We start from the raw sequence: 26,139 nt of genomic DNA on the forward strand, positions 1-26,139 counted from the left end.
TTGCTGGCTGATTTTGCATATTCCGGTGCGGAAAAAGTGTATTCGTTCTTTAATGATGAATGCCTGGATCTCTCGCGGGTACCAAATTTATTATACCAATCAGTTTCGATTGATGTACCATTTAGAGAACGATATACAAAAACTGTATTTATAGATACTACGGTAGGAGAAGATGGTGAGGGGGGGACTCAGCTATTTTATGTGTCGTCACTTAAGCAAATGTTGGTATGTTGGAGAGGTACGGAACCTAAAAAACTAGCAGATATCGCTGCGGATGGGACATTTAGACCAATTCCTTGCCCAGATATAATTTTGGGTGGGCGAGGTGATAAAGGTTTTCTTGATGCATTTAATTTAGCTAAAAATAAATCTTCATCTGAATTTGAATGGATTGAGCAAAATGCAATTAGTCGTGAGTTATTTATTTGTGGCCATAGCTTAGGTGGTGCTCTGGCATTGATCCATTCGGCAACTCTTAAGGATTCAAAACCTTGTTTGTACACCTATGGAATGCCGAGAGTTTTTACAGCATCCACAATTAAAATACTAGACCCTATAGTTCATTACAGACATGTAAATGATACAGATTCTGTTACTAGCGTACCCCCAGAATTTGAACTGGATAACAAGCTATATGATTTGTGGGGTCCGTATGGTGTTGTTTACGGGTTCATTGGTTCTATTTTTGGTATGGATGCTCAGGCCGCAGGGATTAAATTCGGTGATCCATACTGGCATCATGGAGATATTGTTTGTTTTTTTAAAGTTGAACAATCTTTAGTTAAATATATTGACAGGGTTACACCTTTAATAGGTATGGGTATAAATAACCCTTATATGAAGATAAGGGAGGTTTTGTTTAAAAAATGCAAGCTTTATCTTGTGCCAGACCTTAATAACCAAATTTTTTGCAAGTCAGGTGATGAACAAAAAGCATTCTTAAAATGTCTCGATGCTAAAAGTATAGAGCGTTATTTTCCTAAAAATACAAATCCGGATCTCGATTCGATTACCAACCCTATAAATCACTTAATGTCGAGTCAATATTTACCATATATAAACAACCAACTCCTTGAGCTTATTGATCCTCAGAGAGATTTAAATAGGAAAAGAGTAAGGGAAGCTTTTTCAAAGCAAGTTGATGAGTCAGCAAAATTATCTGACAGTGTTTCAGTCGATGAAGTTGCAAGAAATAAATCATTCTTAACTTTACAAAGCATGCTTTCCAAAACGTTAGATATTTCCACTACCGATACTACTTGGAACAATAGTCTCGCTCGCTTTAAACATATTGCTAAGGAAGAATATGAAAATAACAATTAAAGGTGCATTTGTTATTCTAGCTATACAATTGACTGGGTGTGATGGAAGTGAAAAACCTATCACCGAATCTCAAATAGGAAGTGTTAGGATAGTGGTTAAACTACCAGGTGAAATAGAAGTATTGCCAGTTGGGGTTATGTATCGTTCAGTTTTATGCCCTAAATTAACCTTCAACGGTAAAGGAGAGAAAACAAAAGTACCAGGCTTTCATTATATAACTTCTTTCTTTCGGAAATCTGATAATGGTACTTATTCACTTCCAATTAATATGGATGGTGGAGGACAGTGTCAGTGGAAATTAAGTAATGCTACAATAGAAATAAAATATAAAATCGGATCATTTAATAATGGGATTGAACGATCTATAGGGTCTGGTATTATAATTGTTTTTGATGATAATTTGCCTCAGCGATATGATGGACAAATTAGCGAAATCCCACCAAGCTCAATAATTAAAAAAGATTATTACCCATGGATTAATGAGAAATTCTTGAACGGCCATTTTAAGCAAATTTGGCTTTATAGCAATAATTTATTTTCAACATATAAGTATTCTGGATCTAAGGATATAATCTTTGAACCCATATCTCATACAGATCTAGTTACTTACTCCGTGGGGCCAAAAGTAAAAGTAGAAGGTGGTGATAATTACACCGTATTTAAATATTCTGATGGAACTGTTAATTTAAAAGGAAAGGATTTCCCTGACTTTGAAAAGCTTCAATCTTTATCAAAGAATAATAATTAATTGCACTATTTTCTCAGTCATTGAAAATATTTAGGGGTTCTGAGCTAAATTACCCTGAAGATCTTAGTGCTTGCATTAACCAAATATTAATAATACAGAAAGAGAATGGTATGAAAGTGTTGATTAAAAGTATGCTTCTCATCTTTCCTTTTCTTTTGTTAGGCTGTGATAAAGGTGAGTCATTGAATCCTCCGCCTGATGGTGAAATAGTTTCTGTAATTGCAAAGATGCCAGCGGACAGCAAAATACTGCCATTGGAAATTATGTATCGATCAACCACTTGCTTGAAGAGCCGTAAAAATTCAAATGGGGATGTAGTAAAAGAACCAGGGTATCATTTTATCAAGAAAGAATTCAATCGTGCATCAGGCGACAGTATATTTAATCTAGAGGTTTCACGCGATGGTGGTGGGCAGTGTAATTGGAAATTAAGCAATATAACTTTAGGGTTTAATTTAAAAGAACTCCCCTCAGGTAAAGATGAAAAGAGTGAGAATATTCCAATTAAAGAAATTGTTGTCTTTGATGACAATTCACCTCAGCGGCTGAGTGGAACATACGAGGCTATCAATGGAAATGTCAAGCTGGAGGGGGATTATTTTCCTTTAATTACAAAACGCAGGGATAGCAATAGTCCATTGGAATATTCCATTATTAGGTCCACGCCAGATGTAATTTATAAATCAACATCGGCAAAAGAAGTGATTTTTGAGCCGCGACTTCATTTTTCAAAAATTTTACGCGCCACAGAGCCGACAGTGCAAAAGGTCGGAGTGTATATGTCTGTGTTGTATCCAGATGGAATCGCCGATAATGGGCCATATTTCCCTGATTACAAAAAACTTCAGTTGCTCTCGAAAAGTAATGATTAATTAGTTTTTATAATTAATGTCTAGACTGTTGGGTTAAATGTTTTTATGGGCCTACTAGATGCTGGATTATTTCCAATCGAACTCCGAAGTATTATATTTCCCTGTCGTGTGATTTAAACAATTGGTCTTTGAATTTAAATGGTTGGGTTCTATTCTAAATACAAGGTGATTATAAAATATTTTCCATCAAGTCTCTACGGATTTTCAGTATTGTGCTTTTGTGCCGCTTTATACTTCCCCTCTTTCAGTACGGATACTGGATCAAGTGATGGCCTTGCATTATTTATAACTGGAGGGTTTGTTTTTTGTTGATCGTTGATCCTGGTGCCTCATTTTCTTGGTTAGCTAATCCATTTTATATTGCATTAGTTATAGGAGTAATCAAGAAAAAAAGAAAATAACTTATTGTTTATACTGTCTCTGGTGTCATTTTTACTGGCCATTTCTTTCTTAGGAGTTAAAAGCATTATTGTAGACGCTGGCGGTCACGATAGATTAATAATCTCTTATGGTTTGGGTTATTGGATGTGGGTATCTGCTCCGTTTATCATGATGGTTGGGAAAATATCGACACTAAACGATGTGAAATATTTAAACATAAATGAATTGGTTTTGTTAATAGCTTTATTTTTATGTCTTGGATGATTATAGAGGTTTCAATATGTCAAATGGCTTTGTATTACTCGGTGATAAAGCAACGCATGGTGGTGAAGTAATATCGGCTTCTTCAACAATGATCGTTAATAATAAGAAGGTCGCTTTGGTAGGGGATAAAATAAGTTGCCCAATAGTGGGCCACGGTATTAATGCCATTATCGAGGGATCATCTGAATGGTCTTCTGATGGTAAATCTGTGGCCGTGGATGGCTGTCATTGCGAATGTGGTTGTCAGGTCATCTCCAGCGCGCCGGATTGCGCTATAGGATAATTAATGAGCTGGGATCGTCAAAAATCTCAAGTTACTCCGATGCCGGAAGAACCTTATCTTCTTCTATGGCTTATCGGTGGTCTCGCAGCCCTGATCGCAGGAGGGTTACTCTTTGTTCTTCATGCTAATCAGTTGCTGGGTGTAGGGCAGAATTACAATATTTGGGTTGTGTCCGGTTCTCCACCACTTATCTGGATTTTCTGTATTTGCCTGAGAGCCTGGCTCTATAACAATGGTGTTGATAAGCACGAATTTGAATCGAAAGAAGCGGACTACTCTCAACAGCAATGGACCAAATGGGCCGGGCGTTATCTGGCCGTAATGAGCAGTGAGGTGATCCTGCCTCAGTCACTGACAGTGCCAATGTTTATACCTGAAAGTACAGAATTAGAAGAATACAACGGGTTGGCCACGCGGCTTGATATTAGCCCAGCCATGGCAGCATCAATACAGCTTGAGGGCATTAAAGATGCGCTGATGCGATTGCCAACAGATATAGGGTTGAAGGCATTCCTGCTAACTGATTCTCCCGAGGAAGAAGCTGAGCTAAGAGCGGTCTTTGATGATTGCTGGCGTAATTTGATGCCAGCAGAGCGCCCTGTCCCCACATTGTCAGTGCAACGCTCTCTTTCTTTTGATTCTGTAGAACGAAGAATCAAAACGCCAGATATTTCAGTTGAACTTGTCATGGTGCAACAGCTGTATGGTCGTGATCGGTATAGCGATGCGCTTGCTACGCTGTTGCTAACAACTGATGACGTTGCGAACAAATATGAACTAAACCACGACGTACGTCTGCTCCGTCCTATGTCTCTGGAAGGCGATGACCTGTTCAGCGAATTTGATATGTACTTTTCTACCCAGACCCAGTCTATCAACACAAAGCACATCATTGGTGACCACGTTCGTTGGGGGCAGTCGTTTTCCTTGATGCTTAAAGCCAGTGAGTTGTATCAGGGGCACTGGAAAACAGAACAGTTGCACTGGCTTGAGACCTATGCCGGGCGCTGTGGGCCATTTTCCCCCTGGATAATGACTGCCATAGTCAGTGATGCGGTACACCTACTGAAGTCAGACTGTCTGATGTTATCGGAAAGTGAGGGACAACGTTTTATTAATACCGTGACAACAGGGAATAAGAATGAAAGCAGTTGAGAATTCTATGTGGCGTGGGAACTGGGGACGTCTCGGGCTGACGGTCATAATTAGTGCTGCGGTAGCCTGGCTTATCTGGAATTACGGTGACAGGATTGGTTTGGATTCTTCGGGCTTAAAATGGCTTGGGTTCGCAGGTGCTATGATTTTAGTTTTATTCATTCGCCATGGTGGGGTCGTGCGCCAGGCAATCCAGGAGCGCTGGCATCGTTTTCAGGCTAAGCGAAAGAATGTGTTGCCCGACGATGAAGGCCGCGTCAAACAGACGGCCCCCCGCAATGTCACCGTCGCGTCCATCCGTGAAGCCATGCGCACCCTCTATGGCCGTCGCTGGGGCCGCAAAGTCCGTATCCTGCTGATAAGCGGTACCGCGGCAGAAGTGGAACAACTGACGCCCGGTCTTACCACCCAGCTCTGGCAGGAAGACCGGGGTACGTTATTGTTGTGGAGTGGTGACCTCAATACCCCGGCAGACAATGCCTGGCTGACCGCGCTGCGCAAACTGCGTCGTCGTCCGGTGGATGGCCTGGTGTGGGTCACCTCGGCCTTTGACCAGCTCTCAGCCCCCGGACTGGAGCGACCGCTACCGGTTCCCTCTGAAAGCACCATGGATTCCCTTTCCCATGCCATCAGCGACCGTATGGACGTGCTGGGCTGGACACTTCCGCTGTATATCTGGTCCCTGCATCCGCGCGCCGGTAAACCGGAAGAGCGCATTGTGCAGGCGACCGGCTGCCTGCTGCCGGGCGGGTGTCGTGCGGAGGGGCTCGCAGAGCAACTTACCGCCCTGACACCGGAACTGACTACTCAGGGCCTGCAGCAGACCTGCGGAGATGTGAAACATAATTTCTTGCTGGCTCTGGCCGACCAGCTGGTTCGCCAGCCAGACAGCCTGACCGTACCGCTGTCGGTGATGCTCAATCCGTACCGCCCACTGCCGCTGGCCGGGGTGGTGTTCAGTCAGCCCTCAGCCGGTACTGAACGCGCTGTCAGGCATCACTGGGGGATGGATAAACGCTGGGATGTTCTTCCTGAATCTGTTCGCACCCTACCTGCCGCTTTGCGGCCGCGCAAACCGGGCATTGCGTGGCGTAAGGTGATGGCTTCCCTTGCCGCACTGGTGATGGTCGGCTGGGCGGCCTGGATGGGGATTGCGTATGTCAGTAACCGCAGCCAGATTGCCGGTGCGGATGCACAGGCCTCTCTGGCCGCGCAGTCAACTCAGCCGCTGGAACAGCGTCTGCATGCCCTGTCTGAACTCCAGAAAACCCTGGCCCGTCTGCAATACCGCGCTGAGCACGGTGTCCCGTGGTATGAGCAAGCCGGGCTGAGTCAGAATAACGCGCTGCTGGCCGCCCTCTGGCCACGTTATCAGGACAGTGCACTGCCGCTGCTGCGTGATGCGGCCGCTGAACATCTGCAGAAGCAGATCAGTGCTTTTAACGCGTTACCGCCGGGCAGCCCGCTACGCGACCCGATGGCAAAAACCACCTATGACCAGCTCAAGCTCTACCTGATGCTGGCCCGTCCGGAACATATGGATGCAGCCTGGTTCAGCGCGACACTGCTGCATGACTGGCCAAAACGTCATGGTGTGAAAGACGGTGTCTGGCAGGGGTTGGCCCCGTCACTGCTCTCGTTTTACGGTGCACAATTGACAGCCCATCCACAGTGGCGTCTGCCAGCGGATGAGAGCATGGTCAGTCAGGCGCGTTCTTTGCTGGTTCGCCTGATGGGCGTGCGCAACAGCGAGTCCAGCCTGTACCAGACGATGCTCTCTCAGGTGGCTCATCTGTATGCCGATATGCGCCTGGAAGACATGACCGGCGACACTGACGCGGCACGCCTGTTCAGTACCCCTGAGGTGGTGCCGGGGATGTTCACCCGGCAGGCCTGGGAGGAGGCGGTGCAGCCTGCTATCGAGAAAGTGGTGAAGGCACGACGGGACGAGCTCGACTGGGTCCTCACAGACAGCAAACGTCAGGCGGCATCGCAGGATGAAACCTCTCCGGAAGCGCTGAAGAAGCGCCTGACGGACCGCTACTTTGCGGACTTTGGCGGGGCCTGGCTGGAGTTCTTCAATAGCCTGCGGCTTCGCCAGGCAGCCACGCTGTCGGACTCTATTGACCAGTTGACCCTGATGGCTGACGTACGCCAGTCTCCTCTGGTGGCGCTGATGAATACCCTTAACGTGCAGGGGCGTACCGGACAGACAGGCGAAGCGATTTCTGACTCACTGGTGAAATCGGCGAAAAACCTGCTGGGTGGTGATGACAAGGATGCGATTGACCAGAGTGCCGGGGTGCAGGGGCCGCTGGATGCGACCTTTGGCCCGGTCCTGGCGCTGATGGACAAGAGTCGCACCGGAACCGAGGCCCAGAGCCTCCAGTCTTATCTGACCCGGGTGACGCAGGTGCGTCTGCGTCTGCAACAGGTGACCAATGCGGCCGACCCGCAGGCCATGACCCAGACCCTTGCCCAGACGGTGTTCCAGGGCAAGGCGGTCGACCTGACCGAAACCCGCGACTACGGCAGCCTGATTGCCGCCGGTCTCGGCCAGGAGTGGAGCGGGTTTGGTCAGACGGTGTTTGTGAACCCCATGGAGCAGGCCTGGCAGCAGGTGCTGGCCCCGGCGGCCGAAAGCCTCAATACGCAGTGGCAGCAGGCCGTGGTCAGTGAGTGGAACAGTGCGTTTGGTGGTCGCTATCCGTTCAGCGACAGCAGCAGCGACGTTTCCCTGCCGCTGCTCGCCAAATACCTGAATGCCGATTCCGGGCGTATCGCGCAGTTTCTCCAGACCCGCCTCAAAGGTGTTCTGCACCGTGAAGGCAACCACTGGGTGCCGGACAGCATTAACGCTCAGGGGCTGACTTTTAACCCGACCTTCCTCAATGCCATCAACACGCTGAGTCATATCTCGGATGTGGCCTTCACCGAAGGCAATGCCGGCATGAACTTTGAGCTGCGTCCGGGCACCGCCGCCGGCGTGATGCAGACTGACATGATTATCGACAGCCAGAAACTGACCTACGTAAACCAGTTGCCCGCGTGGAGGCGCTTCACGTGGCCTGCAGATACCGAGGCACCAGGCGCTAACCTGAGCTGGATAAGCACGCAGGCGGGTACCCGTCAGTATGCGGACATCCCCGGTGCCTGGGGCTGGATACGCCTGCTTGATAAAGCCACGGTCAGTGCTTATCCCGGTGTCGGCAGCAGTTACAGCCTGAGCTGGAAAGCGCAGGACGGACGAACCCTGAATTACACCCTGCGAACCGAAGCCGGAGAGGGGCCGCTGGCGTTGCTGAAACTGCGTAATTTCCGCCTGCCGGAGACCCTCTTCAGCACGACCGGGGTGGTACCGTCAGACGCTGTTGCCAGTGCAGACAACGATGCCGGGGAGGATGACTGATGAGTACTCTGAATGCTTTACTCAATGCCTGCCAGTCAGAGGAAATGGCGCTGCTGCAAAGCACCCGTGAGCGGGTGGCGCAGTGGGAGCGCTGGCTGCAGCCGCTGTCAGCGTCGTCTCCTGTCGGGGATGACCCGACCTATGACGATGATTTCCTGCAGATACGTGAGGAAATCAATAAGCTCTCTGGCGCTAACACAGAGCTTATTTGCCAGCTTGCAGAAAAGATTTTAACCACCACCGCGAAAGATATCCGCGTGGCGACCTGGTACTGCTGGGCCAAACTGCACCGCGAGGGTGAGCAGGGTCTGGCTGAGGGGCTTGAATGCCTGGCAGGACTGCTTGAGCGCTTTGGCGCACAACTGCATCCGCAGCGTGACCGCAGCCGCAAGGCGGCACTGGAATGGCTGGCCGGTTCGCGTATGACCGACAGCCTGTCGATGTACCCTGAAGTGGTCCGGGAAGAGGCAGTGCGTACCACCGGGGCGCTGTTGCTGTTAGCGCAGTTAACGGATAAGGAGCCCAATGAAATCCGCCCCGAACTCAACGCGCTGTACAGTGCGCTGGAGAGCCGACTGCAGAAAGCTGGCGGCGTGGATGCGGTCGTACCGCAGAACGCCAGCCACAGCGAACCGCATTCCACGATACGTCACAGCGACGCCCCGGTCACAGGGCGTATTACCTCCGGGCAGGATTTGCTGGCGCAGGCGCGCACTTTCTCTGACTACCTGCGTGAACAGCCGGACGGCTGGCTGTCAGCCCATCACCTGATGAAAAGTCTGCGCCACGATACGCTGCATTCCATTCCTGCCCCGGATACGCAGGGGCGCACGCGCATCGAGCCGCCCAGAGCGGACCAGCGGGCGTTACTCAAGCGCCTTTACCTGCAGCAGAACTGGAGTGAAATGCTGGAGACCGCGGACAGTACCTTTTCCCGGGGTGCCAACCATCTGTGGCTGGACCTGCAGTGGTATATCCACCAGGCCCTGATGAAGTCCGGTCAGGTGACGCTGGCTGACATTGTGGCGGCTGACCTGAAAGGCCTGCTGACCCGTCTGTCTGGCCTGGAAACGCTGGCATTCAGTGACGGTACGCCGTTTGCGGATGAAATAACGCTGAACTGGATCCAGCAACATGTGCTGGAAGCGACGGGTGGGTGGGGCAATGAAACGCCACCTGCACAGTTGGCAGCCGGCAATGATGACATCCTGGCGCTGGAGCCGGAAGCCGTGGCGCTGGCCGACAGTGAAGGTCCGGATGCAGCGCTGAGCTGGTTGCAGAGCCGTCCCGGTATCACCACCGCACGTCAGAAGTGGCTGCTGCGTCTGCTGATGGGCCGTATTGCTGAGCAGTACGGTAAAAATGAACTGGCGGTACACCTGTTTGCCGAACTGGGCGATCGGGCCAGCGAAGTCACTCTCATCGAATGGGAGCCTGAGCTGCTGTTTGAAGTCCATGCCCGTCACCTGAAACTGCTTCGAATAAAAGCCGGACGTAGTGAGGTTGATAAAGCCCGCCTGGATCCGGTGATGTGCCTGTTACTTGCCGGTCTGATCACTCTCGATCCGGCGCGTGCGGCGGTGTTGTGTGGTTAAAAAATGCTTAATAAAAAAATCGCCGAGCATCTATCAGGAGGAATAATGGAAACCGATCAGGAAAAAGAAGGCTCACTGCGAAGATTGACTTCGGGCGAAATTACACTGGCAAGCCCCATATTTATGTCAACCATTCCGTATAACAAGGTGTGGATCCATTGTGACAGTTATCTTCCCTTTGAATTGCAAAATGAACGTACGGCAATGACGCCCAATGGGGAGATCTATTTCCGCGTTTCATTATACCGGGAGGATTTTTCTCAATCGCTTCCTGATATGCAGCATTTATTTATTCATGAGATGGCTCATATATGGCAGCGGGAAAAAGGGATGAACGTCATCATGCGAGGGCTGGTAAGTTGGCTCGTCAGTTATCGATATCGTTTTGATGGCCGAATTTTAGCTGATTATCCAATGGAGCAGCAGGCGCAGATCATTGCAGACTATTTCACGCTTGAAAGAGAAGGATACAGAGGATGGTGCGACCTGATTAGATCCCATGACGTTACACTTGACGGAGATATTAGCGAGTCGGCAATCAGGCGACAATATAAGCACGTATTAAAAGGATTTCCATGGTGTTAAAAAATAATCAACTGCCATATAAAGCATTGCTTTTCTGCATTTGTTTATTAACGCTTACAGGCTGCCCTGGGTCAGGAGACAGAATGCTTCCGGAAGAGGAGGCGAAGACCAGTATGGTTGGGACAAGTATATGTTTTTGGGTTCCTGATACTGAGCACTATCGTCTGTCAGATATGAGTATTTCACCCAGAGGAACTCCGCCTAATCAACGGGAATATCTATTCGGATCCGATTTTAAAATAATAAATGGAAAACTATGCGTTCCCCCTGAGCGCTGGCCGTTACCAGAGAAGGGTCAGTTTATTGCAAGGTATTTTCTTACATCGATATCACCTAATGGGCCATTCAGAAAAATCACTACTGGATTTGAAATTTCAAATGGTCAAATCAAGACCATTCGTCTCACCAGTCAAGAAGTGGTGAGATAGTTTCCACGTTTCGGGATGAGAATATTCTTTTATATATTCTGAGTAATTATTTTTATGGACGATTTAACCCTGCGTTATTATGACGCGGAATTACGCTACCTCCGTGAAGCCGCCAAAGAGTTTGCCCAGACCCACCCTGACCGGGCCGCGATGCTGGACTTGGATAAGGCCGGCACACCCGACCCGTATGTTGAACGCCTGTTTGAAGGCTTTGCTTTCTCAATGGGGCGGTTGCGTGAAAAAATTGATGACGACCTGCCGGAACTGACTGAAGGGCTGGTCAGCATGCTCTGGCCACATTATCTCCGTACCATTCCGTCGCTCTCGGTGGTGGCGTTCACGCCCGCGCTTCAGGCCGTGAAAATGGCGGAAGTGATGCCCGCAGGGCTGGAAGTGTACTCCCGCCCGGTGGGGCCGAAGAACACGGTCTGCCGCTACCGTACGACCCAGGATGTGATGCTCAATCCGCTCAGTGTCTCGGGTGTCACCATGACCACCGAACCGGACGGACGCTCGTTACTGCGCATGCGTTTTGCCTGCAGCACGCAGGTCGACTGGTCACATGCTGACCTGAGCCACCTGAGCCTGTATCTCGGGGCGGATGCACCGGTGAGCAGTCAACTGCACCTGATGCTGACGAAGCGGCAGGCGGCGCTGTATATGCGTTTACCCGGACAGACTGACCGTATCCGGCTTGACGGGTATTTCTCTCCGGGCGGATTTGCTGAAGAGGACGGGCTGTGGCCAAAAGGCGATACGGCCTTCAGTGGTTATCAACTGCTGCTGGAATACTTCACCTTCCGGGACAAGTTTATGTTTGTCCACCTCAATGGCCTGGACGGTATTACGCCGCCCGCCGGGGCGGAGTACTTCGATATTGAAGTGGTGTTCAGTACGCAGTGGCCATCAGACCTGCCGGTGACCGATGACGCTGTACGTCTCCACTGCGTGCCGGTAATTAACCTGTTCACGCTGGAGGCTGACCCGCTCACCATCACCGGGCTTGAAAGCGAATATCTGCTGCGACCGAAAAGGCTGCAGGACGGGCACACCGAGATTTATGCTGTGGATTCGGTCACGGGCTCAAACCGAACCCGTGATGCGGAGTACGTGCCGTTCAGCAGTTTCCGGCATAAAGGCGGCATGATGCGCCGTCAGGCCCCGCCGCGTTACTACCACACTCGCGTGAAACGCAGCGTGACCGGGTTGTATGACACCTGGCTTATTCTGGGCGGTCACCAGTGGGAAGATGATCGGTTATTTGAGCGTGAAGCCGTGTCGCTGCAAATCACCGGCACCAACGGGCAGTTACCGCGCCGCGCGCTCCAGAGTACGCTGCTTGACCGCTGTGAACAGGTGGTGCAGGCCCCGTTAACGGTGAGAAATCTCTGTAAGCCCACGCTGCCGGTGTATCCCCCAGCCGAAGACCGCTTTCACTGGCGGGTGCTGAGCCATCTCGGCTCCGGTTTCCTCAATATGATGAGTACCGCCGAAGTGCTGCGTGGCACGCTGGCTCTGTATAACTGGCAGGAAGATGAACTCAATAACCGCCGGCTGGAGGCCATTCAGCAGGTGGCGCATCACCGGCTCCAGCGCTTTGAACAGGGGTATCTGCTGCGGGGTCTGGATATCGAAGTCACCCTCGACAGCAACGGTTTCACCGGGGAGGGGGATATCCACCTGTTTGGCGAAATGCTTAACCGGTTCTTTGGCCTCTATGCCGATATGAACCAGTTCAACCAGCTCACGCTTATTGTTCAGCCAGAAGGAAAATGCATCCGGTGGAAAGAGAATCACAGTCCGCGCCTGCCAGGCTGATGGCGCAGCTGGGTGACCGGCTGCCCTGTATCAACTTTTACCGTTTCTGCCAGCTCCTGGAGCAGAGCCAGCCGGATAAACCCGTCACCGGCAGCAGCTGGCAGGTGCGCCATGAACCGGTGCGTTTCCGGCCCCATCCGGGGATGGGTTTTCCTGCCTCGGAAATTAAAGCGCTGGAGCCGGCGGAACATCCGCACCTGCCGCCCACGGTGCGTATCACCTTTATGGGACTCTACGGTGTCGAGTCGCCACTGCCCACGCACTATATCGATGACATCACCCAGCGGCGGGAAGGGTATGAGGCGACCGCTGATTTTCTCGACATATTCAACCACCGGCTGATTGCCCAGTACTACCGCATCTGGCGTAAATATTCGTATCCGGCAACGTTCCTGGAAGGGGGGAAGGACAAAACTTCACAGTACCTGCTGGGACTGGCGGGGCTCGGCATTGACGGTTGTACGGACAGCATCGCGGTACCCGCCTCACGCTTTCTGGCATTGTTGCCGGTGATGTTACTCCCGGGGCGCACCGCAGAAGGGATGGCTTCACTGGTGCGGCTGCTGGCCCCCAATACCCAGGCGAAAATCTGGCACCACGACAAACGTCGTGTGCCGCTGAAAAAGCCACTGACCATGAGTGTCAGCCAGCCAGTCACCCTGACTAACCGGCCGGTGATGGGCAACTATGCCACCGATGTGAACAGTCAGGTGCTGATGAGGCTTTCCACCACCGACCCGGAAGAAGTGCAGTGCTGGTTGCCCGGGGGAGACCTTCATACCGATTTAATGGCACTGCTGCATGTGTATCTCGGGTCACGTCTTGATGTGCGGCTGCAGCTGTGTGTGGACCGCAGTCTGCTGCCTGATGCGACGATGAGCAGCACACCCAAAACTGGCGCGGTACAGCTGGGACGCACCGCCGTAATGCGTCCGCTGAATCCGTTAAACACCCTGACACACCCGAAAATTATCACCATTAATCTGGGCCGCTATGAGCGCGTTCAGGAACCTATTCACCGCAGGGAGACCGATGAAGATGGCGATTACCGCTGGTAAATCCACCCTGGTGGCACTGACCGCAGGCATCACCCTGATGCTGACAGGTTGTGGGCTGACCCAGAAAGTCACGGACGGCACCGTCGCTGTGACCCAATCGATTTTTTATAAGCAAATTAAGACCGTGCATCTGGATATCCGGGCCCGTGAGGCCATTAACAACAATGCCGGCGGCGCGGCGCTATCCACTGTGGTGAGGGTTTATCAACTGAAGGACCGCAAGACGTTCGATAGTACGGACTATCCATCCCTGTTTAAGGCTGACAGCCAGGCCATCAAAGCGGACCTGGTGGCAGAGAAAGATATTCGCCTGCAGCCGGGCGGGGCCGTGACTATCGATATGCCGATGGATGAAAACGCTCAGTATGTGGCGGTCGCCGGGATGTTCATGTCGCCGGATCAGGCAAACAACACCTGGCGGGTGGTACTGAGCCGGGACGACCTCGACCCTGACAAGGCGAGGGTGATTGAGGCCGGAAACAACAGGCTTACGCTGGAGGCGCTGAAAAATGAGTGAGTCGCCACGTCCATCGCTGTATGAGACCCTCTTTGGCAATTTCACCGGCGGGCTGGACCTGTATCAGGTCAGTGAACCGAACCAGGTGATTTTGTCCGTGCTGGACAACATGCAGCGCATTCTGAACTGTCGCGCCGGTACGCTCACTCATCTGCCGGACTACGGACTCTCGGATATGACCACGGTAATAAATGGGCTGCCGGGTACCGAGCATGACCTGATGGAGACCCTCTCGGGCGTGCTGTTGAAATATGAGCCCCGGCTGAAAAAAATCGCCGTGGTGATCCAGGCGCAGACCATCCCTGGCGAGCTGCGTTATGCCATCGACGCCGAGCTGAAAGGCGTGGGTCTGGTGCGCTATGGCACGGAGTTTATGCCCGAAGGCCGCGTGCTTGTCCGCCATATGAAACAGCAAAACTATCTTGGCCACCAGTCCCGGGTGTAGAACGCCCCTTCTCTTATACCAGGTTCAGAACAACATCTATGTCAGCGAAAGCACGATTTCTGCAAAAATTACAGGACCAGAAACCCCGCAGTGCCACCTTTAACACAAAGGCTGAGGCCGATATCGCGGCGTTCCGACAGCGGATAAGCACGCTACAGGAGACCATGGAGGCATGGCTGGCCGGGGCGGAGGTGCGAACCGAAACCACAAACACGTCCCTGGTTGAATTTCTGATTGGCGGTAGTGCATTTTCAGTCCCGGGGATTGTGCTGCACTACCAGCAGCGGAGCATCCGGTTTACGCCCATTTTCCTTTACGGGCAGGGCGTCACCGGGTGTGTCGAAGCCAGCCTGTGTACCGCGGATAATATCCAGCCTTTGTACCGTCTGTATATGCGCTGCGGGATGCGGGATGACTGGACCTTGTGTCCGGCCGGAACACTCAGCGTGAAACCGGACCCATTTGATGAAGAGGCATTCTTTACCCTGATTGCTTCCTTGCTGCCCGGGTAACCATTGCATCCGGGCCCGACAATTTTTTATACACACGGATGACCAGAACATGCATGACGAACAACCCCGTCAGGTGCGAACCGGTGGCGACCCGCGTGCCCTGTCAGAGTTTGTGGCACTGCGCGATGAGATGAGTAAGCTGATGCATCCGGCTCGGCCGGACGTCAACTGGAAACAGGTGGAGGCCCTGTCGCTCTCCCTGTTTGAAATCAACGGCGTGGAGTTACAGACCTGCGCCTGGTATACCCTTGCGCGCAGCTATCTGGCGCGGGTCAGCGGGATGAACGAGGGGCTGGCCATACTGACTGCACTGCTGAGCCATCAGTGGGTGCAACTCTGGCCACAGCAGGTGCATGCCCGCGCTGAGATACTCAATGGCCTGTCACAGCGGTTACAGAAGCTCTTTCGCACCTTTTCACTGGGCCCCGAAGATGTCCCTGCCCTGGAACTGGCGGAAAAGCGGCTTCAGGAGATGAAGGATATTCTCAGGCGCCAGGAACTGAATCATGCCTGCCAGTTGAATCCGCTGATGCAGCTGATACGCAGCGCGTTAAGTCGTCTGGAGAACAGCCCCCAGGCTGAGGATGCCCCTGCTCACGGCATAATGCCTGACCCGGCGTTGAGCATGGTGGAAGAGGCTGCGTCAGCCAGCCGTCTGGTCTATGTCATCTGGAAGGAGCCGGAAGTCGGGGTTCAGGTGACAGAAGACGTCCCGGCACCACCGAAGCGCTGGCCAGTTTTTGTTGCCGGGATGGCGACCGCACTGGTACTTAGCGCAGTCACCGTCTTCAGCTGGCAGGCTCTTCATCATCCGGATGAGGCCACGCAGGTGATGGCGGCATCGGTCGCCGGGATACCGAAACCTATGACTCCGACGCAGATTGAAGCCTTCCGTGGGACAGAGAATCACCGCACGCATTCCCGGATGTGGCTGTCGCAGATAACCAACCAGGTAAACTGGGTAACGACCCAGGCGCCAGGCTGGCGTCTTCGCTACGGTCAGGGACTGGTCTCGCAGGCACAGTCCTTATGGCCGAATGACCCCGCAACCCAGGCTCTGGTGCAGCGGTGGGAACAGTATCAGGCCGCCAGAACGCTGCCTGCCAGTGAACTGAATGGCTGGCATGACGGCATGATGCAACTGCGGGCATTATCGACACAGCTGGATGCACTGGACAGACAGAAGGGTAAATATCTGACAGGCAGCGAGCTGAAGACGATTGTCTGGCGTATCACCAGCACGTTTGCCAGTGCCGTCCCGGTGGAAGAACAGCTCCGGCAGCTGGTTTCCGAACCGGGTGAGACAAATGCCTCCGGGGCCGGCATTGAGCAGGCTGAACGGCACCTGGATTCACTGATACATGTTCTCGAGCAACTAGCATTATCGGCAGAGCAATAACGGAACGCCCGCTATCGAAATCATTATTCTCCCTGGAGCATCTGGGAGATGTAATTTCTCGAAAAGAACTATGGCAAGCTCCCGGCAAAGGAGATAGCCCAGCATCTGGGAAGAGCTATTTCAGCGGTCAGAGCAATGGCACTCAAACTTGGCATTGGCCGTACGGGAGCCAGACCGTGGTCACCAGCTGAAATTGGCGTAGTGAAAAAATACTACGCTCATGGCTCGGGTATTGCTCTGGTGCAGGCGCTGTTGCCGCATCGGGATAAGGAATCTATCAGAAAGCAGGCGGATAAGGCCGGTGTTACCGATTTGCGGGAATGGCACTCCGATGCCGTCGTATTTTTGAAAGCACATTATGGCGAAATGCCCGTTGAGGATATCCCCGCCACGCTCAACAAAAGTGTCAGTGTCGTGAGGAACAGGGCGACAGTTCTGAAGCTTGGGAAAACACGGGCCAGGAAATGGACCCCGGAAGAGAATGCGATACTGACCACTCAGTACGGTATCTCAGATAACCTTGATGAGATTCATGCACACTATTGCCACATCGTTCCAGGCAAGCCATTTCTGCGCAGGCGACCAAATTAGGGTTAAAAAGAAAGCATGCATGGACATCTGACGAGCGCCGTATTCTTAGCCAGTTTTATACGGTGCTTGGGATAAAGGTTATCGGAATGTTACCTGGCAGGAGCGTGTAGTGGATCACAAAATCAGGACACCGGAATAACCTGCTTCCACTTTTCTTCATGCAGGTAAGGCGATAATCCACCATTGTTCGTATGAGGACGGTAAACGTTGTAATAACCATTTATCCACTGGTTTATATCGCGTACTGCATGACTAAAATCACCATAACCGCCTTTCGGTAGCCATTCACTTTTAAGGCTGCGAAAGACTCTTTCCATCGGCGAATTATCCAGACAATTCCCTCTGCGACTCATACTTTGCATTACCCCATAACGCCAAAGTAACTTTCTGTATTTATTGATTTTATATTGAACCCCTTGATCTGAATGAAACAGAAGACGTTCATTACGCGGTCGTGTTTCCAGGGCATTACGCAAAGCCCTGCATACCAAATCAGCATCAGCGGTTAATGAGAGGGCTGAACCAATAATCCGGCGTGAATATAAATCAACAACAAGCGCGAGATAGCACCACCTGTCCTGCAGGCGAATAAAGCTGATATCACCACACCAGACGCGGTTTGGTGCGGCGGGGTTAAACTGCCGGTTCAATAAGTTTGGCAATGCCGGACTGTCGTCTTCATTTATCCGGTAGCGATGTTTAACAGGCTGGTGACTGGTCAGCCCGCATTCCTGCATCAGTCGTCGCGCCAGCCACCGGCCTGCATCAACGCCACTCTGGCGTAACATCTGGCTGATTGCCCGACTCCCTGCAGCACCACGACTGAGAGCATGCAGTGCTCTCACACGACTTCGTAATGCAATTCTTTGCACATTAACCGGATGCTTCACCTGCGCGTAATAAACGCTACGGTGAATACCGAATAAATGACAAAGAACCTGCACAGGCCACTTTGCTTTCAGCCGTGTGATTAGCGCGATAACTTTCCGGGGGCTTCGCTCATCAGCACGGCAGCCTGCTTTAGTATTTCTTTTTCCATCTCAAGACGTTTTATCTGCGCTTTAAGCTGCTGAATTTCGCGCTGTTCAGGAGTAATAGCATTGCCGACGGGCTCAATACCCAGAAGTTCGTGCTTATAAAGCCGTATCCATTTGCGCAAATGGTCAGGGTTGAGTTCGAGCGCCTGAGCAACTTCCCGTACATCTCGCTGGTATTTAACAACCTGCTCGATAGCTTCGAGTTTGAACTCCGGGGAAAATGTGCGTTTAGTCCGACGAGTTTTGATCATGCATCACCTCATGTTCACTGTTTTAACATTAACAGGATTTCGAGGTGTCCTGAATTACCGATCCACTACATACCGCAGATTAGGCCATCGTCATTGAAGTATTAAGTTTTTTGCTACGCGATGATCTAACTTATGTCATTAACTTTATTGCTCGCGTCATAAAGGGGGCTTCGTGCCCCCTTGGTATTACTATCCTTCAAAACCTTTTCCGTCAAACCCGAGAAAAATACTTCGACAAAAGGGTTAGAAATTAATTCAGATTAAGCAGCTCCGATTTGCTTTCGGTTATTTAACGCCGTTAAAACCGTCCAGGAACGTCTCTTTTAAGGTTTGCCCCCAAAGTTGGGATGCTCGCTCATCTCGTGTTATCTGCGTTTTATGTTCTTTGAGATTCATAAACGTTTCCGTACCGCTGGTCACATTAGCGTTAACTTTATAAATTTCATCAGCCAAAGTTTGTGCTTGTGCTGGCGTCAAACCCTTAGTTTTTGCGTCTTGCCCCTGTTGGTATATCTGCTTATAAGCAGGCAAATTTGCTTTTGCCGTTGCGTCTGGACTGCTTGCATAGTTGCCGCCCATCATAGTGGGATCATGGCGAGCATAATAAATTGAGTGACGTTCTGGCGATGTTTTGGCAGCGCAGCCGCCCAGAGCAATAATCACCGCAGTAATTAACAACCTTTTCATTTTCCGTCCCTAAAAGTAAACATTTTATTAATAAAATTAGATAGATACTTAAAAATCGCGGTTTACTGTATCAGGGAAAATGGGGAGTTGTTTTTGATATGAATCAGAAAAAGAAAAGCCCGGTTTAGCACTACGACATTAGTTTAAGATTTGTGCATGGCGTAAGCAGTTGCCACCATAAAGTCTATAATTTAATTACGCCAAACTGGCGCGGCTCGCCTATTCCAGGAATAACTTATGAATAAATATGCATTGATACTGCTGGCTGCTTCAACGCTTATCACCGCTATACCTTCGCAGGCAACTGAACAGTCCAGGCAACGGCAGGGTGCCCGTGATGTAAGGCAGGGCACACGGGAGGCATCGCGTAACGTCAAGCAGGAGTGCCGTCAAGGTGTTGTTGGCAATGCCGACTGTCGACAGGATCACCGCCAGAACAAACAGGAAGGGCGTGATAAAGCCCGCGATATAAAATATTAATTTGAATCATAGGGATGGGTACGTAAATTTAAAATTGTATTTCTTCTGGCACGACGAGCAAAGCAACTGAAGTGTATTATTCGGGCCCGCCATGATGGTGTGCTAACCCACTTTAGGGATTTAACACGTTAAGGAATTTACAATGAAAAAATATGTATTAATGCTGCTTGCAGCTTCAACCCTGATGACTGCGTTGCCCGTTCTGGCAACAGAGCAGGCGCAAGAGCGCCAGGAAGGGCGTCAAGCCAAGCAAGAGTGCCGTGACGGTCTGGTTGGTAATGCCGATTGCCGTCAGGAAAAGCGTGATATCAAGCACTGATAGAGCAAAGGGTAAGAGTCATTCCATGTTCGTGCAGTAAAAATCCCGCCACGTTAGCGGGATTTTTATTATCTGGAGTTAGAAGGTGTATTTGATACCCATTCGATAACGAACTTCCATTTCGTCTTTCTCATGATCTTCGTTGTAACGAGGAACATATCCAATTTCAGTATAGGGTTTCCAGTGCTTATCAATATTGTAGCTGGCGACAACATTATACAGCCAATAATTATGATCACCTTCATAATCATCATAGTTAGTAAGACGATATTCAAGATCGCCGATTATTGAGAATTGATCATTTGCGTAACCAAACTCCCAGTTGAATTGGTTGTAGTTTTTGTTTTTAACCGATTGGTTCTCATTAACTTCAATACCCGGACGCCAGCGCAGTGTTGTCAGCCAGTTATCATTTATTTGGTAGATAGCTTTAATTTGTGCACGGTAAGCGATATAACTGTCGCCTACATCGAGGTTAATTGCAGGTGCTAGCGTAAGTTTTTCATTAATAGTGAAGTTCTTACCAAATTCAAATTCGCTGCCACTGCCACTGTACTTTTCAATACCATTTTTGAAGCCTTCACTATCAGTTTCAGTCTTTTCAGAGACTCTCCCTTCTACGCTCGCAAAATAACCATCCTGGGTAGTGTGACCAATTTTAATCCTGTCGGCATTGGTGCCGCTCTCGGGTTTATATTCATGACGATAATCAAGTGTAACCGCGTTTGAAGAAACTGAGATCAATAATGTTGCGAAGGCGCTAAGTTTAAAGAGACTCTTCATTTAATCTTTCCATGTTGTGAATTAAAAATCAGTCATCGGACTGGTAACGATGCTAATTAATTTTCAGTTTGGAAATAGATAACCCGATCAAATAAATGAAATGGCGTTTCAGTTATTTTGTTTTTTATTAAATGAAATAATTATTGTTTTTCACACAACAATATTGAAAGCGTGTGCATACAGCTTCTATTAATAAACTCAGCATAGAGGCAAGTTATTCAGGCGTTTTAATGTGTTATTCGTGATTCAGCCGGGGCCAAAGCGGGAAGCGTTTACTCCCGCTTTTCAGGGAACCTTATGTGTCTGGTTTTTCATACCGAGGCAATTGAGTTATCTGATAAGTCTTCGTGCTTTCGATAGTGCAGCGATCTGGATTCGGGTTTCCCGAATAAAACATGAAGTACTGTTGTTTTTCAGGGAAGAAAACCAGGTCATCTCCGTTTTGGAAGCTGGTGACGCGGAAGGGGACATCATTTTTTGTTTTGGATTTTTTCACACCTGAAGCAATCAGAAAGTGATCGTCCCACTTCATGGTAGAGAGGTCATGATTAAACCGTGATATGACAACATTTTCCCGCATTGAGCATGACAGCTGAGTGGCTGTGGCGGCAAAAGCAGAGGATTGAACGAAGCCCATAAGGCTAATGAAGAGAATGAGTTTCATAAACCAGCTCATTTTGTAATGAATTTGAATGCAAGGGTAACATCTCTCACTAAATAATTTAACCGCGGGAAATTATTGGTTAAATAACAACCTAAGTGGTGATTTTTTATTTATTGTTGGTTGATTTAATAGCAATAAGTTGGTTTTTTAAGCGAACGATTCACAGGGAATTGCATAGCGGTTCGGCTTTGTATATTATGCTTTCCACGCCGACTTAGCTCAGTAGGTAGAGCAACTGACTTGTAATCAGTAGGTCACCAGTTCGATTCCGGTAGTCGGCACCATACATTAAAAAAACCACCTTTCAGGTGGTTTTTTTTCGTCTGTATTTTACCCAATTAAAAAGAAAGGAAGGCTAGCTGTTGGTAGCGCTTCCTTTTGTAGTCAATTAGATCCAACCCTGCTGGCTTGCCAGCCACACAAGAATGGCTACCACGATTAATACTATTGTTGTTTTTCTCATAACGACTAAACCCGTTTAAAACATCTGACGATGAGTGGCGAGGATGATATCAGGAGTTGAAGATGGAAAACCTCACGTTTTTACTCAACCGCCAGGCTTTACTCTTCGCAAACCAGCCAAAAATCAGCTTCGTCAAACATCTCTTCAACCAGACGGTTAATCTTTTCTTTTTCATTTTTGGTGCAGTCGCTATGAACTGCATTGGTCTGCATCGGTTTTACCCTAACGTCGGCATCGGGGAAAATGGCCTGGACCCGTCGAGTCAGTTCATCAAGAATTTTTTCATTTGCACCGGGTAAGCCGGCTACATTTCGTTTGTCGTAAACCAGTTCAACGAACATTAAGAAGCTCCTTTTAAAGCTGTATTTATATACAGTAATGAATATCAGTATTCAAGGCAAGCCTGTTCCTGAAAAACACCCTGTTAATGCAGGGGATGTGAGGGCTATTGCGTTTTCAGCCCGGTAAGCGGAGTCTCGTGTTTACGTGCTTTCATCTGTTCCATGATTAATTGATAAGCAATGTAATACTTGAAGATATTGCTCACGTATTGCACGGTTTCATTACCAATTCGTTGCTGGGCAATGCGTTCGACATTGTTAAACCAGATGTTCGGATCAAGACCTTTGGTTTGTGCTTCTTTGCGTAAACGGGCAATTTTAGCCGGGCCGGCATTATAAGAAGCGAAGGTGAACAGCAGTTTGTTCATTTCGGTCATAGGCTGGTCCGCAAAGTAACGGTCGGACATAAAACGGATGTATTTTACTCCGGCATTAATATTGGGGTCGACTTGTCTGATATCGCCCACTTTTAACTCTTTGCCTGTGGTAGGGAGGACTTGCATCACGCCAATCGCGCCGCTTTTGCTGCGCACTGTCTGGTCAAGGCGCGACTCTTGATACCCTTGCGCCGCCATCAGTAGCCAGTCGACATTATATTGCTCACCGTATTTGCGGAAAATTTCTGTCACCTGATAAAACTTATCCAACTCTTCCTGAGAACGCGCATCTTTCACCCATTTCGTATTGCGCAGGTACTTATAAACCTGCTGGTTGCCGAATGAGGTACCGATTTTATGCGCCGTCGTGAATTTATCGAGTTGCGCGCGCAGGAGCGGGGAATCCTTGCGCATCGCCAGTGCAATAGAGCCGTCATCACGCAGGGTAATGTTTTCGTAGACCACCAAATTGGGGTAAATCTGTTTCCACAGTAACGCCAGGTATCTGTCGACGACGGTGTAATCGGCGAGATTAGCGTTCACCATTTCCAGAATATCTTCTGGTTCAAAATTGCCAGGAGCCTTGACCACTATTGCAGGTGGGAGGCTTTTTTCCGCCAGATTTTTATTCAGGGTAACAATACTGGAAATGTAACTGGTTGAAGGGTTCACAAAGAGAGACTTTCCGGACAGAGAGTCGACGGTTTCGAGCTTAGGCGCATTGCTACTGGCAATAACCACTTCACGGACGTTTTTGGCCAGCGGCGTACTGAAGTCGATCAGCTCTTCTCGTTCTGGTGTAATCGTCAGGTTCGCGGCAATAACATCACCATGCCCGGCTACCAGCTGGGGAATCAGTTGATCCCGCGCGGTTGGAATGAACAAAAGATGTGTTTTCTGTGAAGGCTTCAGGCCTTTATTGATCTGCTTATCAAATTGATGCATCAGCTCGACCATGATGCCGCGCTGAGTACCGCTGTTATCTATAAAGTAAAAAGTTTTACTGTAAGGAATCAAAACCCGCACGACACGCCGTTTTTTCATCATGTCGAAATCACCAAAAATAGTATTAGCTTTGGTGTCGAATTTCAAAGCTGGGTCGTCGGTGGCTGCATGCGTCATCGGTATATAGGTAAGAACTAAGAGTAGTACCAACAACAAGCGGGCCATTGTTACCCCATCTATTCATTCCAGCCGGGTACTGTTTAACTATAGCGGGTGCTAAATCGTTCTGGTTAAAAATTGTGCGCGATATTGTTACCGTAAAGTAGAGGGAAAGAAGGCTAGCCGTTTAGATGAGAAAATTATTATTTGAAAATAATTCTTGCTTCCAATGCGCGTCTATGAGTAAATGCGTCATCGGTTTGGAAGACAGACCTTATGAAAGCAGTTTTAGTAAAGCAGTCCTCAGTTCAAGCGCTATCAAGTCATCAGATACCCTTCTTCGTGAGTCTCCTCCTAAGTGCCTAAATAAGAAACGTTCTGCAATACAGACCACGTTCGCCATATTAAATGGCTATAAAATATCGAGGAAGTATCTATGTCTAAAATGACTGGTTTAGTAAAATGGTTCAACCCAGAAAAAGGTTTCGGCTTCATCACTCCTGACAATGGTAGCAAAGATGTGTTCGTTCACTTCTCTGCCATTCAGAGCAATGATTTCAAAACTCTGGACGAAGGTCAGAAAGTTGAGTTCTCTGTTGAGAACGGCGCTAAAGGTCCTTCAGCAACTAACGTTGTTGCTCTGTAAGACTGCTAACGCATACTAAGACTGACGCATGCGAAGACGGTGAATAACCCGAGCCGTTAAGTCAAAGTGAAGAAACCCGCCATGTGCGGGTTTTTTGTTGTCTGAATTTCCTGAATCCCGCCTTTTATCCTTATAATCAATGCCATACATCTTCTGTGGCTACTCAATTATTTACATTAAATCACGCTGCACCCTCAGTTGGTTTACACCCGGTAGACTATGCTTCCAGTGAAATAGACTTATTTCAGCATCGCATGCATTAATAACTGGAGTTTTTTTATGGGCTTTTGGCGTATTGTTTTTACGATAATTTTACCACCGCTTGGTGTCTTGCTGGGTAAAGGGTTCGGTTGGGCATTTCTTTTGAATATTGTACTGACGCTACTGGGTTACATCCCTGGCCTGATTCATGCGTTCTGGGTGCAAAGCCGCGATAAATAAAATAAAACCCGCAGGCTAGTTTTTACGTACGTTACGCAAGCTATTAAGTTGCGTAACGTGCGAGCGGCAACACCTATTGACGCGCACCTCGTATTACCACTCATCACCCCCCTGTTTACATTTTCATCTAAGAATGTTCTGATATAGCCAATTATTTAATGAGCGACAGAGTCACTTATGTTTCAGTTAAAACCGGGAATGCTGGCAATAATCATCGGTTCCCGTACTGCCGCCGGGCGTGTGAATGTGGGTAAATCAGTCGAGCTTTTCGGGCTGTGTGAGCCGGGTGAAAGCTTTTTGAACCCGGTAACCGGCGTGGTGACACAACTGCCACATGATGCGAATTATCCGCTGTGGCTGGTCACGGGCAATGTCGTGGCATTTGATGGTCGCGACGGTTATACCTTTGTTCGCGGCGAGTATCTTATGCCGCTGGATAAGACATTATTGCCTGAGGTTGATGAAGCGCAGGTGGTTTATTAGAGAGTATGAAGGCAGAGCAGGTGAGCTATTCGCAACCCTTACCTTCATTCACGACTATCAGCTATTAGCCTTATCTAGCTCGTCGACTCTGGCAATCAGTTCGACGAGTTCAGTTTGGGCATAAACTTCGATACCGTGCTGTCGCAACAATGCGGCTGCAACGCCCATTCCAGGCTGCGTTACCCCCTGAAAAGAGCCATCATAAATTTTCTGACTGCCACAAGTTGGGCTGCCATCCGTCATTAAAGCCAGCTGGCATCCGGAATCTTGCGCGGTTTTTAACGCAAGCCAGGCGGCTAATAAATAGTGCTGACTGACGTCCGTCCCATCACTTTCCAGAATGTTTGCCATGCCTTTTAGTGCTTCCTGCCCGCCGCCGCCGACCAACTCTGCCGGGAGTCGTGGCGTTGCAAGCCCCGCGGCTAATTCCGGGCAATGAACCACCAGGCGTTGTTCTTGCTGCCAGCGTGCTAACACCTCTGCAATCAGCGGTTTATCTTGACCGTTATAGCGAACTTTGAAGCCCATCAGGCAGGCACTGACCAGTATTTTTGTTTTCATTACATCACGCAGAAGTGAGAGACAAAGCACGTTACTACAGTATGTTGGGTTTACGCCACCCTGCTAATTTTGGGCGTTGCAGGGCAAAAGGTAATGGCATACTCTATCATTCCTTATGT

General features: G+C 49.4%; 28 protein-coding genes and 1 tRNA gene. 22 read left to right on the forward strand and 7 right to left on the reverse strand.

The features are described from left to right. The 16 genes from M975_RS05280 to M975_RS05350 all read left to right on the forward strand — a co-directional run. Positions 1-1,323, forward strand: a 1,323-nt coding sequence (locus M975_RS05280; protein ID WP_157093334.1) for a lipase family protein, incomplete at its 5' end; no start/stop codon positions are given. Beyond that, complete coding sequence (locus M975_RS05285; RefSeq protein WP_064557828.1) at positions 1,307-2,071, forward strand: hypothetical protein; 765 nt, start codon at positions 1,307-1,309, stop codon at positions 2,069-2,071. The genes M975_RS05280 and M975_RS05285, both read left to right, overlap by 17 nt. A gap of 110 nt (positions 2,072-2,181) precedes the next feature. Then, the gene (locus M975_RS05290) at positions 2,182-2,943 is read left to right on the forward strand and encodes a hypothetical protein (protein ID WP_064557829.1); all 762 of its coding nucleotides are present in this window, start codon (positions 2,182-2,184) and stop codon (positions 2,941-2,943) included. A 661-nt stretch (positions 2,944-3,604) separates the two neighbouring features. Then, entirely contained in the window at positions 3,605-3,871 is a 267-nt protein-coding gene (locus M975_RS22220) for a PAAR domain-containing protein (protein ID WP_074388326.1), read from the forward strand. Positions 3,872-3,874: 3 nt separating this feature from the next. After that, positions 3,875-5,026 carry a hypothetical protein gene (locus M975_RS05295; protein ID WP_064557830.1) on the forward strand — a complete coding sequence of 384 codons (1,152 nt, stop codon included), beginning with the start codon at positions 3,875-3,877 and terminating at the stop codon, positions 5,024-5,026. Then, positions 5,013-8,435 (forward strand): ImcF-related family protein, encoded by a 3,423-nt coding sequence (locus M975_RS05300; RefSeq protein WP_064557831.1) that lies wholly within the window; start codon positions 5,013-5,015, stop codon positions 8,433-8,435. The genes M975_RS05295 and M975_RS05300 overlap by 14 nt, the downstream gene beginning before the upstream one ends. Then, positions 8,435-10,030, forward strand: coding sequence for a type VI secretion system protein TssA (gene tssA, locus M975_RS05305; RefSeq protein WP_064557832.1), 1,596 nt, complete (start codon positions 8,435-8,437; stop codon positions 10,028-10,030). Before M975_RS05300 ends, tssA begins: the two co-directional genes overlap by 1 nt. A gap of 45 nt (positions 10,031-10,075) precedes the next feature. Continuing rightward, positions 10,076-10,615 (forward strand): hypothetical protein, encoded by a 540-nt coding sequence (locus M975_RS05310; RefSeq protein ID WP_064557833.1) that lies wholly within the window; start codon positions 10,076-10,078, stop codon positions 10,613-10,615. Continuing rightward, positions 10,606-11,043 (forward strand): putative T6SS immunity periplasmic lipoprotein, encoded by a 438-nt coding sequence (locus M975_RS05315; protein ID WP_064557834.1) that lies wholly within the window; start codon positions 10,606-10,608, stop codon positions 11,041-11,043. Before M975_RS05310 ends, M975_RS05315 begins: the two co-directional genes overlap by 10 nt. A gap of 54 nt (positions 11,044-11,097) precedes the next feature. After that, a complete protein-coding gene (gene tssF / locus M975_RS05320; RefSeq protein WP_064557835.1) occupies positions 11,098-12,861 on the forward strand; it encodes a type VI secretion system baseplate subunit TssF in 1,764 nt (587 codons plus the stop codon). Next, on the forward strand, positions 12,816-13,919 hold the full coding sequence (tssG, locus tag M975_RS05325; RefSeq protein WP_064557836.1) for a type VI secretion system baseplate subunit TssG: 1,104 nt from the start codon (positions 12,816-12,818) through the stop codon (positions 13,917-13,919). The genes tssF and tssG overlap by 46 nt, the downstream gene beginning before the upstream one ends. After that, positions 13,900-14,436, forward strand: a complete 537-nt coding sequence (gene tssJ / locus M975_RS05330) for a type VI secretion system lipoprotein TssJ (RefSeq protein ID WP_209438123.1) — start codon at positions 13,900-13,902, stop codon at positions 14,434-14,436. The genes tssG and tssJ overlap by 20 nt, the downstream gene beginning before the upstream one ends. Beyond that, a complete protein-coding gene (gene tssE, locus M975_RS05335; RefSeq protein ID WP_064557838.1) occupies positions 14,429-14,881 on the forward strand; it encodes a type VI secretion system baseplate subunit TssE in 453 nt (150 codons plus the stop codon). Before tssJ ends, tssE begins: the two co-directional genes overlap by 8 nt. 164 nt (positions 14,882-15,045) lie before the next feature. Beyond that, the gene (locus tag M975_RS05340) at positions 15,046-15,393 is read left to right on the forward strand and encodes a hypothetical protein (protein ID WP_245164318.1); all 348 of its coding nucleotides are present in this window, start codon (positions 15,046-15,048) and stop codon (positions 15,391-15,393) included. Between the two features lie 49 nt (positions 15,394-15,442). After that, positions 15,443-16,792, forward strand: coding sequence for a VasL domain-containing protein (locus M975_RS05345; protein WP_064557840.1), 1,350 nt, complete (start codon positions 15,443-15,445; stop codon positions 16,790-16,792). Between the two features lie 135 nt (positions 16,793-16,927). Further along, a complete protein-coding gene (locus M975_RS05350) occupies positions 16,928-17,383 on the forward strand; it encodes a hypothetical protein (RefSeq protein ID WP_064557841.1) in 456 nt (151 codons plus the stop codon). A 122-nt stretch (positions 17,384-17,505) separates the two neighbouring features. Here M975_RS05350 and M975_RS22865 read toward each other — a convergent pair. Together M975_RS22865 and M975_RS05365 are read right to left on the reverse strand one after the other, a co-directional pair. Then, positions 17,506-18,671, reverse strand: a protein-coding gene (locus M975_RS22865) for an IS3 family transposase (protein ID WP_157093335.1) whose coding sequence is annotated in 2 segments (ribosomal slippage) — positions 17,506-18,407 and positions 18,407-18,671 — 1,167 coding nt in all. Because the reading frame shifts where the segments join, the coding sequence is not laid out codon by codon here. A gap of 285 nt (positions 18,672-18,956) precedes the next feature. Beyond that, positions 18,957-19,358 carry an Exc2 family lipoprotein gene (locus M975_RS05365; protein ID WP_064557843.1) on the reverse strand — a complete coding sequence of 134 codons (402 nt, stop codon included), beginning with the start codon at positions 19,356-19,358 and terminating at the stop codon, positions 18,957-18,959. Between the two features lie 237 nt (positions 19,359-19,595). Between M975_RS05365 and M975_RS05370 the strand changes: the two genes are divergently transcribed. Both M975_RS05370 and M975_RS23070 read left to right on the forward strand, forming a co-directional pair. Beyond that, a complete protein-coding gene (locus M975_RS05370) occupies positions 19,596-19,838 on the forward strand; it encodes a hypothetical protein (RefSeq protein WP_064518086.1) in 243 nt (80 codons plus the stop codon). Between the two features lie 142 nt (positions 19,839-19,980). Next, complete coding sequence (locus tag M975_RS23070) at positions 19,981-20,157, forward strand: hypothetical protein (RefSeq protein WP_167350527.1); 177 nt, start codon at positions 19,981-19,983, stop codon at positions 20,155-20,157. A gap of 78 nt (positions 20,158-20,235) precedes the next feature. On the opposite strand, the gene M975_RS05375 is transcribed toward M975_RS23070, so the two are convergent. After that, complete coding sequence (locus M975_RS05375; protein ID WP_064557844.1) at positions 20,236-20,940, reverse strand: oligogalacturonate-specific porin KdgM family protein; 705 nt, start codon at positions 20,938-20,940, stop codon at positions 20,236-20,238. Between the two features lie 295 nt (positions 20,941-21,235). Further along, the gene (locus M975_RS23180) at positions 21,236-21,604 is read right to left on the reverse strand and encodes a hypothetical protein (RefSeq protein WP_064557845.1); all 369 of its coding nucleotides are present in this window, start codon (positions 21,602-21,604) and stop codon (positions 21,236-21,238) included. A gap of 208 nt (positions 21,605-21,812) precedes the next feature. Between M975_RS23180 and M975_RS05385 the strand changes: the two genes are divergently transcribed. Further along, positions 21,813-21,888, forward strand: a tRNA-Thr gene (locus M975_RS05385). A gap of 277 nt (positions 21,889-22,165) precedes the next feature. Here M975_RS05385 and M975_RS05390 read toward each other — a convergent pair. Both M975_RS05390 and M975_RS05395 read right to left on the reverse strand, forming a co-directional pair. Then, positions 22,166-22,408 carry a DinI-like family protein gene (locus M975_RS05390; RefSeq protein WP_064557846.1) on the reverse strand — a complete coding sequence of 81 codons (243 nt, stop codon included), beginning with the start codon at positions 22,406-22,408 and terminating at the stop codon, positions 22,166-22,168. 104 nt (positions 22,409-22,512) lie between these two features. Then, entirely contained in the window at positions 22,513-23,955 is a 1,443-nt protein-coding gene (locus M975_RS05395; protein WP_064557847.1) for an MltF family protein, read from the reverse strand. 370 nt (positions 23,956-24,325) lie between these two features. Here M975_RS05395 and cspE point away from each other — a divergent pair, with 370 nt between their 5' ends. The 3 genes from cspE to M975_RS05410 all read left to right on the forward strand — a co-directional run bounded on the left by cspE (position 24,326) and on the right by M975_RS05410 (position 25,459). After that, a complete protein-coding gene (cspE, locus tag M975_RS05400; RefSeq protein ID WP_034456078.1) occupies positions 24,326-24,535 on the forward strand; it encodes a transcription antiterminator/RNA stability regulator CspE in 210 nt (69 codons plus the stop codon). A gap of 279 nt (positions 24,536-24,814) precedes the next feature. Beyond that, the gene (locus M975_RS05405; RefSeq protein ID WP_064518094.1) at positions 24,815-24,976 is read left to right on the forward strand and encodes a YqaE/Pmp3 family membrane protein; all 162 of its coding nucleotides are present in this window, start codon (positions 24,815-24,817) and stop codon (positions 24,974-24,976) included. Between the two features lie 177 nt (positions 24,977-25,153). Continuing rightward, complete coding sequence (locus M975_RS05410; RefSeq protein WP_064557848.1) at positions 25,154-25,459, forward strand: hypothetical protein; 306 nt, start codon at positions 25,154-25,156, stop codon at positions 25,457-25,459. A gap of 57 nt (positions 25,460-25,516) precedes the next feature. Here the strand turns inward: M975_RS05410 and M975_RS05415 are convergent, their stop codons facing one another. Then, positions 25,517-26,020, reverse strand: coding sequence for a 2-thiouracil desulfurase family protein (locus M975_RS05415; RefSeq protein WP_064557849.1), 504 nt, complete (start codon positions 26,018-26,020; stop codon positions 25,517-25,519). Positions 26,021-26,139: the final 119 nt, after the last annotated feature.

It is taken from the genome of Buttiauxella brennerae ATCC 51605, assembly GCF_001654925.1.
GTDB classification, from domain to species: domain Bacteria; phylum Pseudomonadota; class Gammaproteobacteria; order Enterobacterales; family Enterobacteriaceae; genus Buttiauxella; species Buttiauxella brennerae.

Bases quoted from the DNA above. Each gene is read 5' to 3' on its own strand.
- M975_RS23070 (WP_167350527.1), top strand. From the start codon at position 19,981: ATGAAAAAATATGTATTAATGCTGCTTGCAGCTTCAACCCTGATGACT.
- M975_RS05365 (WP_064557843.1), bottom strand. From the start codon at position 19,358: ATGAAAAGGTTGTTAATTACTGCGGTGATTATTGCTCTGGGCGGCTGC.
- M975_RS23180 (WP_064557845.1), bottom strand. From the start codon at position 21,604: ATGAAACTCATTCTCTTCATTAGCCTTATGGGCTTCGTTCAATCCTCT.
- M975_RS05310 (WP_064557833.1), top strand. From the start codon at position 10,076: ATGGAAACCGATCAGGAAAAAGAAGGCTCACTGCGAAGATTGACTTCG.
- M975_RS05375 (WP_064557844.1), bottom strand. From the start codon at position 20,940: ATGAAGAGTCTCTTTAAACTTAGCGCCTTCGCAACATTATTGATCTCA.
- M975_RS05340 (WP_245164318.1), top strand. From the start codon at position 15,046: ATGGAGGCATGGCTGGCCGGGGCGGAGGTGCGAACCGAAACCACAAAC.
- tssF (WP_064557835.1), top strand. From the start codon at position 11,098: ATGGACGATTTAACCCTGCGTTATTATGACGCGGAATTACGCTACCTC.
- M975_RS22220 (WP_074388326.1), top strand. From the start codon at position 3,605: ATGTCAAATGGCTTTGTATTACTCGGTGATAAAGCAACGCATGGTGGT.
- M975_RS05295 (WP_064557830.1), top strand. From the start codon at position 3,875: ATGAGCTGGGATCGTCAAAAATCTCAAGTTACTCCGATGCCGGAAGAA.
- cspE (WP_034456078.1), top strand. From the start codon at position 24,326: ATGTCTAAAATGACTGGTTTAGTAAAATGGTTCAACCCAGAAAAAGGT.
- M975_RS05410 (WP_064557848.1), top strand. From the start codon at position 25,154: ATGTTTCAGTTAAAACCGGGAATGCTGGCAATAATCATCGGTTCCCGT.
- tssA (WP_064557832.1), top strand. From the start codon at position 8,435: ATGAGTACTCTGAATGCTTTACTCAATGCCTGCCAGTCAGAGGAAATG.
- M975_RS05350 (WP_064557841.1), top strand. From the start codon at position 16,928: ATGGCACTCAAACTTGGCATTGGCCGTACGGGAGCCAGACCGTGGTCA.
- M975_RS05370 (WP_064518086.1), top strand. From the start codon at position 19,596: ATGAATAAATATGCATTGATACTGCTGGCTGCTTCAACGCTTATCACC.
- M975_RS05290 (WP_064557829.1), top strand. From the start codon at position 2,182: ATGAAAGTGTTGATTAAAAGTATGCTTCTCATCTTTCCTTTTCTTTTG.
- tssJ (WP_209438123.1), top strand. From the start codon at position 13,900: ATGGCGATTACCGCTGGTAAATCCACCCTGGTGGCACTGACCGCAGGC.
- M975_RS05395 (WP_064557847.1), bottom strand. From the start codon at position 23,955: ATGGCCCGCTTGTTGTTGGTACTACTCTTAGTTCTTACCTATATACCG.
- M975_RS05345 (WP_064557840.1), top strand. From the start codon at position 15,443: ATGCATGACGAACAACCCCGTCAGGTGCGAACCGGTGGCGACCCGCGT.
- M975_RS05300 (WP_064557831.1), top strand. From the start codon at position 5,013: ATGAAAGCAGTTGAGAATTCTATGTGGCGTGGGAACTGGGGACGTCTC.
- M975_RS05415 (WP_064557849.1), bottom strand. From the start codon at position 26,020: ATGAAAACAAAAATACTGGTCAGTGCCTGCCTGATGGGCTTCAAAGTT.
- M975_RS05285 (WP_064557828.1), top strand. From the start codon at position 1,307: ATGAAAATAACAATTAAAGGTGCATTTGTTATTCTAGCTATACAATTG.
- M975_RS05405 (WP_064518094.1), top strand. From the start codon at position 24,815: ATGGGCTTTTGGCGTATTGTTTTTACGATAATTTTACCACCGCTTGGT.
- tssE (WP_064557838.1), top strand. From the start codon at position 14,429: ATGAGTGAGTCGCCACGTCCATCGCTGTATGAGACCCTCTTTGGCAAT.
- M975_RS05315 (WP_064557834.1), top strand. From the start codon at position 10,606: ATGGTGTTAAAAAATAATCAACTGCCATATAAAGCATTGCTTTTCTGC.
- tssG (WP_064557836.1), top strand. From the start codon at position 12,816: ATGCATCCGGTGGAAAGAGAATCACAGTCCGCGCCTGCCAGGCTGATG.
- M975_RS05390 (WP_064557846.1), bottom strand. From the start codon at position 22,408: ATGTTCGTTGAACTGGTTTACGACAAACGAAATGTAGCCGGCTTACCC.